The sequence below is a fragment of the Gluconobacter cerinus genome (assembly GCF_002723935.1).
GTDB lineage: Bacteria > Pseudomonadota > Alphaproteobacteria > Acetobacterales > Acetobacteraceae > Gluconobacter > Gluconobacter cerinus.
Map to the genome: position 1 here is coordinate 85,057 of NZ_BEWM01000005.1, position 14,336 is coordinate 99,392.

The following is a 14,336-nucleotide window of genomic DNA, read 5'->3' on the forward strand; positions in this document are numbered from 1 at the left end:
AAGACGCTCCGTGGAAAAGCGAGGTTTTCCACGGAGCGTTCGGAAATATCAGGCAGTTGTGAGCGTGACATTTTCCGCATTGAAGCGGCGGAAAACATCGAAAAGGATTGCATCCTGTATAGCTGATGCGTCTCGCGCAGACAGGATCCGAACGGTCAGGCTCATGGTGAGACTAAAGCTTGCAAGCGCACTGATCCGCACCACAGGTGCGGGATTGGACAGAATTTCAGAGCGCTGGGCAGCCACCTCAATGAGCAGGGATTTGGCTTTTTCTAGGTCGGTGGTGGTGGGTACTTTGAAGTTCAGTGTCAGAGCGCTTGTTGAGCCGGACAGGGTACAGTTCTTGACGCTGGACGTGATAAACTGAGAGTTCGGAACAATCAGCGTTGAGCCGTCGCCAAGGCCAATATCCGTCGCCCGGATGCTGATGCGCTTAACGTCACCCTTGGCGCCCGCGATTTCCACCATATCTCCGACCCGGACTGGTCGTTCTGCCATCAGGATCATGCCGGAGACGAAGTTCTGTACAATGGACTGAAGGCCGAAACCGATACCTACCGACAGCGCACTCACCACCCAGGTGAGGTTCTGAACAGACAGTCCAGCAATGGACAGAATGCCAAGGCCAACTAGGATCCACGAGCAGTATGTGAAAATGCTCAGGATGGATGTCCGGGCACCGATATCAAGCTGCGTGGTGGGCAGGAAACGATCTCGGATCCAGTGTTTTGTCTGGCGAATGATGTAGTAAGCGACGCTTACCAGCACGACGCAGAGAACGACCGTATCGAGCGAGATCTTTACGCCATGGATGGTATTGCCGACGAACAGCAGGCGCAGGCGGCTGCCAATATCGCCCATGCTGAAGCTTCCGTCGGTCTGGGCGATCGAGAAGAGCAGCAGCAGCAGCAGGATGTTCCCGATGCCGGAAAGCAGAACACCGATCTGCGTAAGGCGACGCGAAGACAGGCCGAGAGGGTGCAGACGTGCACTAAAGCGGCCCTCTGGATCAAAAAGATGATCCAGAATACTACGCCAGCACAGACCCAGAAGAACAACGACGGCCAGACCCGTTCCCAATGACAGGAGCCAGCCGTTCAGGGAGAATGCAAAGGAGACATATCCCAGCAGCACGGCGATGAGCGAGATGCCGAAAATCAGGGAAGACAGTCCCAGCGCGGTGGGTGCGAACTGGCGTGTATCGTCCTGCTTGCCCAACCGGCGGAAGGTGTCGATTGCACAGATGCCAATCGCCAGAGAGAACGCCATTTCCAGGACGGTCTGAAGCGTGGGGCCGAAGACATCCTGAGCGCGGAAAGAGCGAAGAAGGTTCAGGACAAGAATGCTGAGTGCCAGCATCCAGTCTACACCACGGAGGGCACGGCGTTCGTTAGGGTTGCCCTCCAGAACGCCTTTTCGTCCAAAAACCGGAAGTCCGGCCCCGATGATAAAGCCACAGATGGGAAGGCTCTCACCCAATACGGCGGCGATGGGGCCACCATCGGCGTCGAGTACGGCGGCGCTCCAGATCAGCCAGGTAATTCCTCCCAGAAGGGCACACAGAATACCATTAAGCGTGATGGCGATGATGCTGCTTGCCAGTGCATCCTTCACACCGGTTTCTGCGGATGAGCGGAACTTCGCCCCCGCACGCTTTAACAGACGCAGAATGACAGGAGACGCAATCCCGATCAGGAACAATGTTCCCGCCGTGCCGATCAGAAGCATCATCCATGCTGACAATACGCCGTCTTCATGGAGCGACGACTTGTTTTCCGGGCGTTCTGTCAGGAGGGCATGCCAGAATTTGGGCGCCAGCGGAGAGACTGTCCGTTCAGACAGAGCGGCGTTTTGCAGACGTGTCCGACGCGTGGCGATGGCGGAATTGAGCTGCTTGGCCTGAAGATTGTAAAGCTTGGACCGCATCAGGGCGGACTTCACACCCTGAGAATTCTGCTGCAGTCGCGCACGCTGTTCCGTGACAGACGGGTCTTCGTTCTCTGCGGCCTTGGGCCCAAGAATTTGAAGATAGGAGTCCGTGATGTCGTCGTAGTTCTGGATCTGCGTCAGTGCGTCCTGCGTATTCTGCTGAACACGCTGAGCACGCGCAGAAAGATTGTCCAACTCGGTACTGCCAAGATTGGCGTCTGTCCGGTTAAGAACATTGAGGATCTGTTTCAGCGTTGCTGAACTGTCTTCAAGCTGGCGGTTGATCGTATCCGATACGGCCGTCCAGCCCAGACCGCCGTTCTTGTCCACAACGGCTTTCTGGGTTGTTGTTGGTGCTGCTGCCTGCGGGGCCGCAGCGGGGGCGGCATGGGCTGTGATCGGTACGCCACACAAGAGCGTCAGGGCAAGGAAAGCGCTTCTGCACGTAAAGCGGGTTCGCCGGCGGGTTTCCGGCCCTGTGAGGTGGGGCTCTTGCATGTGGGGCTTTCACTCCTGGTTTTGATGTTGGGTTTTAACGATCCGAAGAGCCACAAGGTTCAGGAAAGCCTTGGAAAGGCGACGATCGGTGTCTTTTTGGGCTGGTGAGCAAAAGAAAGCGCCTCTGCCGGACTGGGCAAAGGCGCTGGTATTGATGGCTCTAATTTTGAAACGAGACGCAGGCTTCAGACGGAAAGAGCGGTCCCGTGTGCGTCTGCAATGGTTTCGAACCCCTCCCGGCGCATGGCATCCAGAAGTTCCGTCTTAAGGCGGCTGAGAAGAGCGGGCCCCTGGAGCACGAAAGACGTGTAGATCTGGACCATGTCCGCCCCCATGCGAATACGGTCCAGCACGTCTTCTCCTGTTTCGATACCACCGCAGGAAATGAGCGCGATGCGGCCCTTGTTCAGGTTTGAGACAACCTTGAGAACTTCGCGCGACCGGGACGCCAGAGGTCTACCAGACAGGCCACCGGTCTCGGCTGCCAAGGGGCTCGTTAAACTTGATGGGCGTGCGATTGTCGTGTTGGTCAGGATCAGTCCTTGTGCTCCGCCCGCAATGGCAGCCTCAAGAATGGGCTCGTAGGAGCTGTCGTCCATGTCCGGGGCCAGCTTGACCAGTAGAGGCAGGCGATCCGGGTTGCGCGTGTTGATGGCGCTCAGCAGGTCCGTCAGCATCTGGGCGGACTGAAGGTCCCGCAGGCCGGGCGTGTTGGGTGAGGACAGGTTCATCGTCACGTAGTCCACATAGGGACTGACACGGGAGACGAGTTCCGGATAATCCCGTAGAGGCTCTGCGCCGATCTTGTTAATGCCGATGTTCGCGCCCAGAGGCACTGTCGCACCGCGTGTGCGACCATTGGGCATTGGGCGATGCAAACGTGCGAGGTTGCGGCAGAACCGGTCAATTCCGCAGCCATTGAACCCCATGCGATTGATGATCGCGCCGTCTTCCGGCAGGCGGAACAGGCGCGGTTGGGGATTCCCGGATTGCGGTCGTGGTGTCACGGTGCCCGCTTCCACATGGCCGAATCCGAGTTTGGCCAAGGGGCGAACGGCGCGCGCATTTTTGTCGAAACCCGCAGCCAGACCAATTGGGTTCGGAAAGCGGAGTCCGAAAGCGCGGGTGGCAAGTGCCGGTACGTCTTTCGGAGCAGACCCTCCCAGCCCAAGGGCCATGGAGTTTATGGCAAGCTCGTGCGCCGTCTCCGGATCGAAGCGATGCAGGAGGGGCGTGGCCAGTTTTCCAAGATCAATCATGAGTCTTTCCCTTATCGCAAACCTGAGCAGCGTGCACGTGGTGGGGCAGAACGTGAGGGGAGAGGGGTTGGCGGGAGCATGGGGACGCGATAGACGCGAAACAATGTGGGAAGAACCCTATCTAGAAACATGTTGCCGCTCGACCCTGCACCGACTTCTGCTTTGCGGCGATGCAGGGCGGCCGACAGGTCTGCGCGATCAGCCCTGCCTTGAGCGCCTGGAGCGCATGGGGTTCGTCCGCCTGCGCGAAGACGGTCGTTTTGTGATCACGGATGCCGGCATGACCCGGCATCGGCTGGAAATTGGTCCGACTGGCTGATGTCAGGCCTTGTTCCAGGCATTCTCCAGCCCCTTGCGTGATTGACTGATGAGAGCCTCAAGGTCTCCGTCATAGAGACTGTCCGGAACATCTGACGAGAAAATTTCTACGGTGCAGGCTCCTCGAAAGCCCGCCTCCCAGGTGGCGTGAAGCATGTCATGCAGAGGAATGACGCCATCGCCGGGAATGAGCCGATCCGTGGCAGAATATGGCGTCCGCCAGTCGCTCACCTGAAGAACGTTGATTTTCTTGCCAGCTTTCAGAATGGAGCCACAGACGTCGTCTTGTTGCCAGATGTTCCAGTAATCCAGACAAAGGCCCATCGCTGGGTGGCCAACACCCTCAATGATCTCCAGGGCCTGCTCTATCGTCCAGATTGCGCTCTCAACATTGACGGATGTGGGATTTAGCGGTTCCAGCGACAGGGAAACGCCCAGATCAGCCGCCAGCGGGCACAAGTCCCGCAGGTAACGTGCAGTCTCATCCATGACACGATGCATGTTCCCATTGGGTGGAGCACCTGTGTTGGTGACGAAAACGGCGCCCGGCGCATAGGGCGCAAGAGTCTCAAGGCTTTTCCTGAGGCGTGCTGCGCGCCGGGCCGGATCGGCTGGTTCGGGGGCCATCTTGCTGTCGAAGAAGGTACGGACAGAAGGCTGAATGGCGCTGATGGTCATGCCGCTGTTGGCAGCAAGAGTCATCTGTTCATGGATGCGTGCAGGGTCCAGCTTCGCTTCGCAGATCTCGATGGCCTGTACGCCTGCTGCTTTATAGCGTGCGACATCTTCTTCGAAAGACCAGGGCTGGGTAGTAAATTCGTTCATGCCGAACAGAAAGGGCAGGGACATCGGAATCAGCCTTTCAGGAACTCGATAACGGTCCGATTGAATTTTTCGGTTTCGTCGATGAAGACCATATGCGCGCTATCCTTGAAGAAAACGGCTTCACAGTTCGGCATATGATCGGCCACCCAGGCTGGCCCCCCTGCGGGCAGGATTTTGTCCTTCTCCGCGACCATCATAAGGGATCGCAGGTTGAGGTGCGGCAAAACGTCCCGCCAGTCCTGTGTGGTGTGATCGGCCATCATGGCGGCGCGGGCATAGTCCGGGCTGGCGGCCATTTCCCGAAGCAGGAAAGCTTTCTCGTCTTCTGGAATGTCTTGGCTCAGGCAGTCTGCCAGATTGCCGCGGTCAAAGTTTTCAGCATCCAGAAAAACCTGCTGCTGAAGGTAAGCCAGACCGGCCTGATCGTAGCAGGTTGCGTGACCCAGCTTCCATTCCGGAGAGTAATACTGTTTCGGCGTCTGTTGAACGAAAATGGCGCTTCTGAGCCGATCCTGCCCGAACAGTTCCAGATAGGACCAGATAACGGGGCACCCGATGGACCAGCCCAGAACGGTCGCATCTTTGAGGTTCAGTGCGCCAATCAGGTCTTGCAGGTCTGCGGCTAGTCTTGCGATGCGGTACCCGTGTTTGGGTTTGTCCGAGCGTCCGTGTCCGCGCAGATCCATGGTGATGACACGTGCATGCTCGGACAGGGCTTCGACGTTGCGGTGGAAAAACCGCCCCGAAAACGTCCATCCATGGATCAGGACGAGGGGGCGTCCATGCCCCTGTTCTTCGTAATGAATGCGTGTTCCGTCGCTCGCGGTGATGTGGGGCATGAAAACCTCCTGCGTCGCTGTGCAGAGTATGGAAGGGATGCAAGGCGATAGCGTTTCAGGGGCGTTAACGGTTTCGTGGCAAAGGAGCGTTTGCGCTTGAGGGAGTGCATCGGTAAATTAACAGTGTCATGACAGCTTCCTCCTCTTCCGCTCCTCCGAACCGCGTTCTCGCGCCCATTGATCTTGGCCAGGGCGTAGTGATCGAAGATCCGGTGATCCTTGCTCCGCTTTCAGGGGTTACGGATCTGCCGTTCCGCCAGCTTGCGCGCGACCTTGGCGCGGGGCTGGTCGTGTCTGAAATGATCGCATCCTGGGCAATGATCCGGGAGAACGAGAACACCATGCGCATGGCGCGTTCGGCCGGAAATGGCCCGAATGCGGTTCAGCTCGCCGGCTGCGATCCGGATGCGATGGCGCAGGCTGCGAAGATTGCGGTTGATGGCGGTGCAAACCTTATCGACATTAATTTCGGTTGCCCCGTGAAGAAGGTCGCGATCGGCCAAATGGCGGGTTCCGCCCTGATGCGGGACGAAGTGCAGGCTGGAAAGATTCTTGAGGCTACGGCACGGGCCGTCAATGTTCCCGTGACGCTCAAGATGCGGATGGGCTGGGATCACGACTCCCTCAATGCACCACGGCTTGCGAAAATTGCGGAAGAGAGTGGAATCCGGCTCGTGACGGTTCATGGTCGCACCCGTCAGATGTTCTATAACGGAACCGCAGACTGGCGTTTCGTCAGGACCGTAAAAGACGCCGTGGGTCTGCCGGTGATCGTGAATGGCGATATCAATACGATCCGTGATGCCCGTGAGGCGCTCCATCAGTCTGGCGCGGATGGCGTGATGATCGGTCGAGGCTGTTACGGCCGTCCATGGTTCACGGCGCAGGTGGCTCAGTCCCTGAAAACCGGGCAGGACGTTCCGGACCCGGATCTGGCAACGGAAAAGTCCATTGCCCTGCGTCACTACAGGATGATGCTGGATCATTTCGGGGAGCGCCCCGGTCTGCGTCTGGCGCGCAAGCATGTGTCCTGGTACTCCGGCGGTCTGCCCGGCTCTGCAACATTCCGCTCCGCCATTAATCGTGTGGATAACGCGCCGGAAGCAATCTCCATGCTGGAAGAGTTCTATGACCGGAACATCGAAGCGGGCGTTGTCCGGGACCGTGAGAACGGACCAGCCGGCAGCATGCCGCGTGATGGATGCAGTGAAGCAGCCTGACCGGCAAAGGTTTAGTCAGGGATGGTGATGCAGGCTGAGCCCTTGCTGGCGGATGAAGCATGCCGTCCGATGTTTCTGTACGGGGCATCCCGGCTCGATCGTCAGGACGTGGCGCGTCGCCTGCACACGCATAGTACGCGGGCGCAGCAGCCTTTTGTGGTCGCTGCCCTGACAGCTACCCCCTGTGCGCTGCGCGAAGACGCTCTGTTCGGAGGGCGTGAAAGCGGCTGGTTCGAGCAGGCGCAGGGCGGGACTCTGCTTGTCGATGAGATTGACTGCCTGTGTCCGGCGTTACAGGTCCGGTTTGTTTCGGAGATTGAGCGTCCTGAGACGAATCTGCGTGTGATTGCCGCGAGCAGGCACGACCTGACCCTTCTGCTGCGGCAGGGTAACTTTCAGAGCGGTCTGCATCGCTGGTTGGCCGCATTCGAGCCGTCGCAGCGCCTCGGACCTGAGCGCATCAGTGCGGTGTGCCGCCTGCCGGGGACAGGAAATGAGCGTCCACGCGGGCTGGCGCGAGCGCTTGAGCGGCCGTTAACTGAGTATTTCGAGACCGGGCTGGAAAACGACGCGGGCGATCTGCATGCCAGTGTGGTGGGTGAAGTCGAGCGGCCGCTTATCACCATGGTCCTGCGGAGAACAGGCGGGAACCAGCTTCGCGCGGCTGCCATGCTTGGCATGAACCGCAACACGTTGCGCAAGAAAATCAGGGAACTGGATATTACGGTTCCAAAGGGAAGTGACGAGTGAGTTTTTTTTCTCCGGGGCGTGTGCTGAGACGACTGACAAGCGCCAACGGGGTGGTTCTTCTAACCGTCATGGCACTGATTTTGGCGTTCGCGACTTTTGTCGTTCTCGCGGGCGGCATGTCACTGGCGCATCGTCCGCAGGTGCAGGCCATTATCTTCCTGCTCGACTTCATCATGCTCATGCTGATTACGGCAGCAGGGGTGGTGCAGATCGGGCGCATGATGGCAGAATGGCGGCTTGGGCTAGCCGGTGCAAGGCTTCATGCGCGCCTCATTACCCTGTTTGGAATTGTCGCTGTTGCACCGACCATCGTCGTGGGAGCTGTTGCAGCGCTATTCTTCCATTACGGCGTGGAGATCTGGTTTTCCAATCGAGTCAGTAATGCCCTGACGGAGGCCCGCTCCGTAGCCGCGGGGTATCTGCGGGAGCATAACGACAATATCCGTACAGAAGCATTTGCGCTCGCAAATACGCTGATCCTTATTCAGAACGATGAGCTGTTCACGCACGGGACAGACCTGTTCCACAATCCATCCCGTCTGCAGGAACTGCTGGACGATGAGGTTTACGAGCGTGGTTTGACCGATGCGGAGGTCTTCGATCCGCTTACGGACAAAGTTCTGGGTGTCGGTGGTCTTCTGGGCAAGACGGACATGAATACCCTGCCGCCTTTACCGCCCAAGTCTGTGGTGGAGATGGCACGCGGGGGAGACGTCGCCATTCTCAACCGCCCTGATCAGCGCATGGTGCGCGCCATTGTCTCACTGGGCGGAAATTCGGGGCTCATGCTGGTCATTACCCGACCCGTCGATCCTGATGTCCTCGAGCATATGCGGCGTACAAACGAGCTCGTGCAGGACTACCAGCACATGATTGCCAATCGGGGCAAAACGCAGGTCACTGTCGTGGTGATCTTCGGCCTGATGGGGCTGCTGGTTTTGGCTGTTGGCATGTTGACGGGGCTTGCGCTGGCCAACCGTATTGCGAACCCGCTAGGCCTTCTCATTCTTGCCGCAACGCGCATTTCCCAAGGTGATCTGGGTGTTCGTGTTCCGGTGCCAGCAAAGACGAGCCGCGAAAAGGACGATGAGGTTGTGGGGCTCTCCCGCGCCTTCAATCGTATGACGGACCAGCTTGAGAGTCAGCGGTCAGAACTGATGCAGGCTTACGATCAGATCAATGAGCGTCGGCGATTTACGGAAACTGTTCTGGCAGGCGTCTCGGCTGGTGTCATAGGTCTGGACCGGGGGCAGGTAATCGAACTGCCGAATAGGGCGGCTTCCGTCGTGCTCCAGCGGGATTTGCAACCTGCAATCGGTATGAGGCTCTCTGTCAGTGTGCCGGAATTTTCAGCTTTGCTGGACAAGGCAAGGCAGGCGCCTGAACGTGTCCACACTGATGAAATTCAAGTGGATACGGATGGTGCACAGCGCCCGGGAGGACCTGGTGACGGTGGCGGTGCGGGTGCCGGACGAACACTTCTAGTGCGGATCGTGGCCGAACTCCGTGGCACGGATGTCGCCGGATATGTCGTAACCTTCGATGACATCACGGCGCTACAGTCAGCGCAGCGTAAAGCGGCCTGGGCTGACGTGGCCCGACGCGTGGCGCATGAAATCAAGAACCCCTTGACGCCAATCCAGCTTGCAGCAGAGCGGCTGAAAAGGCGCTTCCTGAAAGAAATTCAGAGCGATCCCGACACATATACGCAGCTTGTCGACACGATTGTCCGGCAGGTTGGAGATATCGGCCGGATGGTGGATGAGTTCTCTGCTTTTGCACGGATGCCACAACCCGTGATGCAGAACGAGGACTTTTCCCGGATCTGCCGGGAAGCGCTGGTGCTGCAAAGAAACGCTCATCCCGACATTGTGTTCGAAACACGGGATCTGCCGCCCTCAGGGCCTATCGTTCGGTGCGATCGGCGACTCATAGGGCAGGCACTGACAAACCTTCTGCAGAATGCGGCAGATGCCATAACCATGACAGACCGCGGAAAATTGCGGGAAAACGCGTCTGACGCCCTGATGCAGCCAATTGGACACATTGTGGTGGGCTTGCACATTCGGGACGGGCATGTCCTGCTAGGGATAGAAGATGACGGGATTGGTCTGCCGACTGGGGAACGCCACCGGTTGACCGAGCCTTATGTGACACACAAGGCGAAGGGCACAGGTCTTGGCCTTGCGATTGTCAAAAAGATCATGGAGGACCATGCCGGGATGCTTCAGCTCACCGATCGGGACCCCGATCCGTCATCCGGACGGCGCGGGACACTCGTCACACTGTCTCTGCCTCTGGCGGAGCTGGGTGGTGCAGGAGAGAAGGAAGACCGGATCATGAGGGTGACAGATGGAACATGAGATTCTGATCGTCGATGACGAGCCGGATATCCGGTTCCTGATCGAAGGTATCCTGAACGACGAAGGATATGCGACCCGCACGGCCGCGAACTCCGATCAGGCTTTGGAGCTTTTCAGGGCACACAGGCCGTCCTTGGCCATTTTGGACATCTGGTTGCAGGGTTCCAAGCTGGATGGGATTGAACTGCTCAAGGTCATGCAGGCTGAAGAGCCAGGTCTGCCTACGCTGATGATTTCGGGTCACGGCACCATTGAGACGGCTGTCGCCAGTCTTAAGCATGGTGCCTACGACTTCATTGAGAAGCCGTTCCAGTCAGATCGTCTGCTTCTGGTGGTTCAGCGTGCTTTGGAAGCTGCCCGCTTGCAGCGCGAAAATGCGGAGCTGCGACTGCGGGCCGGGCCTGAGACGACGCTATCGGGGGAAGGGGCTGCTGTTTCGGCTGTTCGTGCCCAGATCGAACGCGTGGCCCCGACCAATTCCCGGGTGCTGATTACCGGCCCGGCCGGTTCAGGCAAGGAAGTGGCCGCGCGGATGATTCATGCGCGCTCCCGTCGTGCGGAAGGTCCGTTCATCGCGCTGAACTGTGCCACGCTCGCGCCGAACCGTTTTGAAGAAGAGCTGTTCGGTCTGGATGGTACGGACGGCCAGCCCGCACGCCGTGGCGTTCTGGAGCGTGCTCATCGCGGAACGTTGCTGCTTGATGAGGTGGCAGATATGCCGCTGGAGACGCAGGGCAAGATCGTTCGTGCCTTGCAGGACCAGACTTTTGAGCGGATTGGAGGCAACACGCGCCTCAAGGTTGATGTGCGCGTTATTGCCACGACAAACCGCGATCTTCAGTCTGAAATCATGGCGCATCGCTTCCGGGAAGATCTGTATTACCGGTTGGCTGTGGTCCCTCTGCGCATCCCTTCACTCCGGGAGCGCCGTGAAGATATTCCGGGATTGGCCAAGCACTTCCTGGAGCGTTGCGCACAGTCTTCGGGATTGCCGATCCGCGAACTTTCCGTGGATGCGCTTGCGGCGTTGCAGGCTTATGAGTGGCCCGGCAATGTGCGTGAACTGCGCAACCTGATGGAGCGTCTGCTCATCATGATGCCAGGCTCGGGGAGTGACCCCATCCGGGCGGACATGCTGCCATCCAGTATCAGCCAGGGTGCGCCGTCTATGACGCGCCTGAACTCCGGGGCGGACGTTATGAGCTTGCCGCTTCGAGAAGCCAGAGACCTGTTTGAAACGCAGTACCTACAGGTTCAGCTCATGCGGTTTGGCGGCAATATCAGCCGGACGGCCAATTTCGTCTGCATGGAACGCAGTGCATTGCATCGCAAGCTGAAGCAGCTTGGTGTTACCACACAGGAAGATCGCTCGACGTCACCGGCAGTCGGGGGATAAACGGGCAGTGATCCCAATTCCTTTTTTCCTCAGGGCCGGCGAGTCAAAATTATCGTGACGTCAGAAACTTCATCCACTTCCGCCGGAAGAGACGCTGTGCAGGAAGTTTTCCTCCAGCATCTCCATCAGATCGAGGCACCGGTCACGGTGTTTCTCGTCAATGGCGTGAAGCTTCAGGGGGTCGTAGCTCAGTTTGACAGCCACACGCTGCTGCTGCGTCGGGATGGGCATGTTCAACTCATTTACAAGCATGCCATTAGTACAATCATGCCCGTGGGAGCCCTCCCGCGGTTTGCGGACAATGAACTTTGAGCGGATTTGATACCAAGAAGCCTGCCACGCGTGCTGCTGTCATTCTCCCATGGGAGAAATCGGGACAGCAGGAAGATATCCGGGCTGCAGATGCCCGTCTGGAAGAAGCAGTGGGTCTTGCGGCCTCCATCGGACTGGTGATCGTTCGGCAGGCGGCAATTCTGCTTCGGGCGCGTCGCCCGGCAACGCTGCTGGGTAGCGGGCAGGTTGAACAGCTTGCCGAAGCCGTGAAGCTGGATCAGGTTGATGTCGTCATTATCGATGCCCGCCTGTCTCCGGGGCAGCAGCGCAATCTGGAAAAGGCGCTGGGGTGCAAGGTTATGGACCGGACAGGTCTGATCCTTGATATTTTCGGCGCCCGTGCCGCCACCCGAGAGGGTGTGTTGCAGGTCGAACTGGCCCATCTCGAATATCAGCGCTCCCGTCTTGTACGTCTGTGGACCCATCTTGAGCGTCAGCGCGGTGGCTTCGGCTTCCTTGGTGGACCGGGCGAAACGCAGATCGAAGCAGATAAGCGAATGCTCGCGGACCGGATCGGCCGGATCAAAAAAGAGCTGGAGCAGGTTCGGCGCACACGTGGTCTGCATCGGGACGCCCGCAAGCGGGTTCCATTCCCGATTGTTGCCCTTGTGGGATACACCAATGCGGGTAAGTCCACGCTCTTCAACGCGCTGACAGGCGCGGCAGTCCATGCTGAAAACCAGCTCTTCGCGACGCTGGACCCTACGATGCGCGCGCTGCGTTTGCCTTCAGGACGGAACGTTATCCTGTCTGACACGGTGGGATTCATCAGCGATCTGCCGACAGAACTGATTGCTGCCTTCCGGGCAACCTTGGAAGAAGTCTCGCAGGCAGATGTCATTTTGCATGTTCGTGATGTGGCTCATCCGGATAGTGCCGCTCAGCGTGCTGACGTGCTGAATGTTCTGGACGGCATGGTGCGGGACGGCATGCTGGATGCCCAATGGCCGGAACGAACCATCGAGGTTCTGAACAAAGCAGACCTGATCGGTGGTGTCGAAGCCGTGCCGAAGCGTGACAACGCTGTGGTGATTTCGGCCATCACAGGCGATGGCATCCCGGATCTGTTCGAGACACTGGACCAGTACCTGACGCAGTCCATGCAGGATGTGAAAGTCAGTCTGTCCCTGCAGGACGGTGCAGCACTGGCCTGGCTTTACCAGCATGGCGAAGTGGTCGAGCGGTTTGATCATGAGGGCGGGATGGATGTGCAGGTCCGTCTCTTCCCCATGGACTGTGAGCGCTTTGAAATCAGCTATCCCGGACGTGCTGCTACGGCCTGAGGGGCCATGCGTGCACGGGCCGCTTTCGCCCTCTGGCGGGAGCGGTCCAGCGGGATTGCCAGCGCGAAGGTCAGAATAAGCCCCAGGACATTAATAATGATTTGAAGGCCCAAGCCTGTTCCAAAACTACCGAGGATCAGGCGTCCCAGCAAATCCAGCACTGTGCCGAACGAGAACACTTCCAGTGAATTTCGGCCAAGCAAGGCCAAGATCTGACCCAGACGATCTGCTGAAAAACGACGTAGAACCTTTGAAGACTGCACGAGATAAAAGATCGACATGATGTCGAACAATCGCCAGACGGCGAGGGTCGATTTCCCATTGTTGGGTGGGGCCGGAAACAGGCGCAGCCCGCTCAGGTGCCAGTATTCATACGGAAAGCAGAGGATAAAGGCACCAATCAGGTAGCTTCCACACAGCACCTTGGCCCATGTTCGGGCTGGCAGGTCGCCATTATGCTTTGATGCCCAAACGGCACCGAGCACACCCAGAATATATAGAAACTGCCAACCGAACGGATTCATGTACCAGCCATTCGGGTCCAGCCAGTTTGGAACCGTGATGCGCGGATCGATATTGGCAATCGCCCAGATGGCCGCACTGACGCCAAGCAGCAGCCAGACGCTTTTCTTGAGGGCAGCGTAGATCAGCGGGAAAAGAGCCAGAAGAACGATATAAAGCGGCAGGATGTTCAGGTAGCTCGGGAGCGCATCGAATGTCAGGATGCGCCATAGCCAGCCGTATCCGTGGGCCAGCTGAGGCTCAAGAATATATTCAGGTACGGGCTCGTAATGGCGCCAGTGCCGGACGGTCCAGACGAACACCAGTGTCATGGCTGTCTGATAAATATACAGCTTGGCGCAGCGTGACAGGATGCGGCGGATACCGCTGGTCCAGCCGTCGCGGTCGATCAACCGACCATATGCCAGATAGGACGCATATCCTGCCAGCATAACGAAGATTTCAGCTGCGTCGGCAAAGCCGAAATTGCGAATGGTAATTCTGTTGATGAGATTATCAGGCACATGGTCAGCCAGCATCATCAGCAGAGCTGCGCCTCGCAGTGCATCGACACGATGATCGCGGGTATGCTTGCGCGGTAAAGGCTGTGCATCGGACGAAGAGGCTGGCAGCTGCATAGGGCCTTAATACAGTTTTCATCAAACCGGAGTATGAAGACTCGATTACCGCAACATTAAAGATTGTATGGAAAACAGAACCGCAGAGTGAAAGCAGACTGTGTCTTCTGCTTCACAAGAAGGGTGATGTAATTCTTTTAATATTGATAAAATTTCAGAGATATTAAATTTCCTGAAGGAAATC

12 protein-coding genes are annotated in these 14,336 nt (G+C 57.9%); 7 read left to right on the plus strand and 5 right to left on the minus strand.

Translation table 11 applies throughout. From position 1 onward, the window contains the following. Positions 1-48: 48 nt before the first annotated feature. Together GCE01_RS12210 and GCE01_RS12215 are read right to left on the minus strand one after the other, a co-directional pair. The gene (locus GCE01_RS12210) at positions 49-2,427 is read right to left on the minus strand and encodes a DUF3772 domain-containing protein (RefSeq protein ID WP_099213118.1); all 2,379 of its coding nucleotides are present in this window, start codon (positions 2,425-2,427) and stop codon (positions 49-51) included. Between the two features lie 185 nt (positions 2,428-2,612). Then, positions 2,613-3,686, minus strand: a complete 1,074-nt coding sequence (locus GCE01_RS12215) for a quinone-dependent dihydroorotate dehydrogenase (RefSeq protein ID WP_099213119.1) — start codon at positions 3,684-3,686, stop codon at positions 2,613-2,615. Positions 3,687-3,789: 103 nt separating this feature from the next. Between GCE01_RS12215 and GCE01_RS12220 the strand changes: the two genes are divergently transcribed. Further along, positions 3,790-4,005, plus strand: a complete 216-nt coding sequence (locus GCE01_RS12220; RefSeq protein WP_064275151.1) for a hypothetical protein — start codon at positions 3,790-3,792, stop codon at positions 4,003-4,005. A gap of 2 nt (positions 4,006-4,007) precedes the next feature. Here GCE01_RS12220 and GCE01_RS12225 read toward each other — a convergent pair whose 3' ends face one another. Together GCE01_RS12225 and GCE01_RS12230 are read right to left on the minus strand one after the other, a co-directional pair. Then, positions 4,008-4,853, minus strand: a complete 846-nt coding sequence (locus GCE01_RS12225; protein WP_099213120.1) for a sugar phosphate isomerase/epimerase family protein — start codon at positions 4,851-4,853, stop codon at positions 4,008-4,010. A gap of 5 nt (positions 4,854-4,858) precedes the next feature. Continuing rightward, a complete protein-coding gene (locus tag GCE01_RS12230) occupies positions 4,859-5,668 on the minus strand; it encodes an alpha/beta fold hydrolase (RefSeq protein ID WP_099213121.1) in 810 nt (269 codons plus the stop codon). Between the two features lie 128 nt (positions 5,669-5,796). Between GCE01_RS12230 and dusB the strand changes: the two genes are divergently transcribed. From dusB to hflX, 6 genes are all read left to right on the plus strand, one after another. After that, entirely contained in the window at positions 5,797-6,888 is a 1,092-nt protein-coding gene (gene dusB, locus GCE01_RS12235; protein ID WP_099213122.1) for a tRNA dihydrouridine synthase DusB, read from the plus strand. Positions 6,889-6,909: 21 nt separating this feature from the next. Beyond that, a complete protein-coding gene (locus GCE01_RS12240) occupies positions 6,910-7,638 on the plus strand; it encodes a helix-turn-helix domain-containing protein (RefSeq protein WP_099213123.1) in 729 nt (242 codons plus the stop codon). A gap of 68 nt (positions 7,639-7,706) precedes the next feature. After that, the gene (locus GCE01_RS12245; protein ID WP_244591224.1) at positions 7,707-10,001 is read left to right on the plus strand and encodes a sensor histidine kinase NtrY-like; all 2,295 of its coding nucleotides are present in this window, start codon (positions 7,707-7,709) and stop codon (positions 9,999-10,001) included. Further along, a complete protein-coding gene (gene ntrX / locus GCE01_RS12250) occupies positions 9,991-11,397 on the plus strand; it encodes a nitrogen assimilation response regulator NtrX (protein ID WP_046901107.1) in 1,407 nt (468 codons plus the stop codon). Before GCE01_RS12245 ends, ntrX begins: the two co-directional genes overlap by 11 nt. A gap of 96 nt (positions 11,398-11,493) precedes the next feature. Beyond that, positions 11,494-11,709: an RNA chaperone Hfq gene (gene hfq, locus GCE01_RS12255; RefSeq protein WP_369826498.1), complete on the plus strand. Its 216-nt coding sequence runs from the start codon at positions 11,494-11,496 to the stop codon at positions 11,707-11,709. Continuing rightward, on the plus strand, positions 11,706-13,013 hold the full coding sequence (hflX, locus tag GCE01_RS12260; protein ID WP_046901109.1) for a GTPase HflX: 1,308 nt from the start codon (positions 11,706-11,708) through the stop codon (positions 13,011-13,013). Before hfq ends, hflX begins: the two co-directional genes overlap by 4 nt. Here the strand turns inward: hflX and GCE01_RS12265 are convergent. After that, a complete protein-coding gene (locus GCE01_RS12265) occupies positions 12,986-14,152 on the minus strand; it encodes an OpgC family protein (RefSeq protein ID WP_099213125.1) in 1,167 nt (388 codons plus the stop codon). The two genes, hflX and GCE01_RS12265, sit on opposite strands and share 28 nt — an antisense overlap. Between the last annotated feature and the right edge of the window lie 184 nt (positions 14,153-14,336).

Coding starts and splice junctions, on each gene's coding strand:
- GCE01_RS12210 (WP_099213118.1), bottom strand. CDS start 2,427: ATGCAAGAGCCCCACCTCACAGGGCCGGAAACCCGCCGGCGAACCCGC.
- GCE01_RS12215 (WP_099213119.1), bottom strand. CDS start 3,686: ATGATTGATCTTGGAAAACTGGCCACGCCCCTCCTGCATCGCTTCGAT.
- GCE01_RS12220 (WP_064275151.1), top strand. CDS start 3,790: ATGTGGGAAGAACCCTATCTAGAAACATGTTGCCGCTCGACCCTGCAC.
- GCE01_RS12225 (WP_099213120.1), bottom strand. CDS start 4,853: ATGTCCCTGCCCTTTCTGTTCGGCATGAACGAATTTACTACCCAGCCC.
- GCE01_RS12230 (WP_099213121.1), bottom strand. CDS start 5,668: ATGCCCCACATCACCGCGAGCGACGGAACACGCATTCATTACGAAGAA.
- dusB (WP_099213122.1), top strand. CDS start 5,797: ATGACAGCTTCCTCCTCTTCCGCTCCTCCGAACCGCGTTCTCGCGCCC.
- GCE01_RS12240 (WP_099213123.1), top strand. CDS start 6,910: ATGGTGATGCAGGCTGAGCCCTTGCTGGCGGATGAAGCATGCCGTCCG.
- GCE01_RS12245 (WP_244591224.1), top strand. CDS start 7,707: ATGGCACTGATTTTGGCGTTCGCGACTTTTGTCGTTCTCGCGGGCGGC.
- ntrX (WP_046901107.1), top strand. CDS start 9,991: ATGGAACATGAGATTCTGATCGTCGATGACGAGCCGGATATCCGGTTC.
- GCE01_RS12265 (WP_099213125.1), bottom strand. CDS start 14,152: ATGCAGCTGCCAGCCTCTTCGTCCGATGCACAGCCTTTACCGCGCAAG.